Below are 1,770 nucleotides of genomic sequence, written 5' to 3' on the forward strand. Positions count from 1 at the left end.
CTTGTGTTGGCGCGAGGCCTCAGCGAACAGGTCGAACTTCAGGGCGCTACGGGGAGTGATCATGGCAAAGGATGGAGCACGCGTTCTCGATCAACAAGGGACCGGATGGGTTTTGAGAGGTTCCCTGCTGTACTGGCCGGCGCCGGCATCGGCCTGCTTTGGGGCGACGCATCGTCGTTCCATGGCCTGGTTCGCATCGGCGCACTGGGCTCGCTGGCCGGTAGCGTGGCACTCCTGCTGACCCATCCCAAAACGAAATGAGGAAATCATCGATGTACCAGATTTATCGGCCGCGCCTGCGCGCCCTGCTCCTGCGCGCAACCGTGCTGGCCAGCCTGTCCATGGCGGTGGGCGCACAGCCGGTCCCACCCAGTCTCAAGGCGACGATTGAGCAGAACACGGCGGGCAAGGTCCGGGTGGAGCAGATCACAGCCTCCCCCATTCCTGGCATCTACCAGGTCGTCTCCGAAGGCGAGATCTTCTATACCGACGCCTCCGGCCGCTTTGGCTTCGTGGGTGGGGCCATGGTGGACATGAAGACCCAGCAGGACCTCACCGCGCCGCAGCTTGAAAAGCTCAACAGCGTCCCTTTCGCAAGCCTGCCGCTCAAGCACGCGATCAAGGAGGTGCATGGCAACGGCAAACGACAGGTGGCCGTGTTCGAAGACCCGCAGTGCCCGATCTGCCGGGTCTTCACCAAGTTCGTGGACCAGCTCGATGACGTGACCGTCTATCGGTTCATGTTTCCCGTCATCAGCCCGGAATCTGCGCAGTTCGCGCGCGCTGCTTGGTGTTCGCCCAACCGCGCCGAGGCTTGGCAGCAGGTCATGGCGGGCCGGCGACTACAGGGCCGGGAGGATTGCGACACCAGCGGCCTGGTCGAGATCCTGAAGTTCGGTGAGCGGCACCGCATCCAGAACACGCCCACGGTGATCCTGGGCAATGGCAAGCGCCTGGTGGGCGCCACGCCGCCCGAGCAGTTCATCGCCGAGCTGGATGCGAGCGTGAGCATCAAATGAATCAACACAATCAAAGGGAAGGCGCCATGAAGGTATCGAACAAGAAGAGCGTGATCGCGGCGGGCCTTGTGGCCACCGCTCTGTGCATCGCCGCCGGCGCTGCGGGCGCGCAGGAACGAGGGAATATCAAGTTTCCCAATGGCCTGAATTGGAAGTTGATGCCGCTGGTGACCTTCAACTATCCGGAGTATCACGATGGCACCCCGGAGCAGAAAAAGCTGCTGGAGCCGATCTGGAAAGAAAGCATTGAATCGACTCCGCTGAATTTCAATCGAAACGACGGCAGCAGGCTGGGCAGCTTCATCCTCTATCAAACGCATGAGGATAAAGAAAACAAGTACATCTTCACGATGTTCAGTGCGGCCGAGTCCAAATGCGAAGACCCGCCCAATGGTCCATTCATTCAAAAGGGTTACGTGCCTCATATGTACAGCATTTGCCCCATGCGCGTGATCGTGGAAAACAAATCTTCTGGTAAAAGAAAACAGAAGGATTTCCCGAATTACTGCCACCTGTTCGTTGACGACAAAAATAAGCCGCTGGCGCAAAACCACACGGAATTCGCGTTCGACGACAAGACGCGTAGCGCCTACTTCCGAGTGGTGCAGTATGGAAAGAGGGCACCTGGGAACCTCTCAAAACCCATCCGGTCCCTTGTTGATCGAGAACGCGTGCTCCATCCTTTGCCATGATCACTCCCCGTAGCGCCCTGAAGTTCGACCTGTTCGCTGAGGCCTCGCGCCAACACAAG

At 59.2% G+C, this 1,770-nt stretch carries 3 protein-coding genes; all 3 read left to right on the plus strand.

Features of this window, described 5'->3' with window-relative positions:
- On the plus strand, positions 1-261 hold a 261-nt coding region (locus tag AVAK2825_RS24615), incomplete at its 5' end, for a hypothetical protein (protein ID WP_284403110.1).
- Between the two features lie 11 nt (positions 262-272).
- Positions 273-1,019: a DsbC family protein gene (locus AVAK2825_RS24620; protein ID WP_284403111.1), complete on the plus strand. Its 747-nt coding sequence runs from the start codon at positions 273-275 to the stop codon at positions 1,017-1,019.
- Positions 1,020-1,045: 26 nt separating this feature from the next.
- Positions 1,046-1,711: a hypothetical protein gene (locus tag AVAK2825_RS24625; protein ID WP_284403112.1), complete on the plus strand. Its 666-nt coding sequence runs from the start codon at positions 1,046-1,048 to the stop codon at positions 1,709-1,711.
- The last annotated feature ends 59 nt before the right edge of the window (positions 1,712-1,770 follow it).

This window comes from Acidovorax sp. SUPP2825 (genome assembly GCF_030158995.1).
Lineage (GTDB): Bacteria > Pseudomonadota > Gammaproteobacteria > Burkholderiales > Burkholderiaceae_C > Paracidovorax.

Excerpts from the sequence above, each read along its gene's own strand:
- AVAK2825_RS24620 (WP_284403111.1), top strand. The coding sequence starts at position 273 with ATGTACCAGATTTATCGGCCGCGCCTGCGCGCCCTGCTCCTGCGCGCA.
- AVAK2825_RS24625 (WP_284403112.1), top strand. The coding sequence starts at position 1,046 with ATGAAGGTATCGAACAAGAAGAGCGTGATCGCGGCGGGCCTTGTGGCC.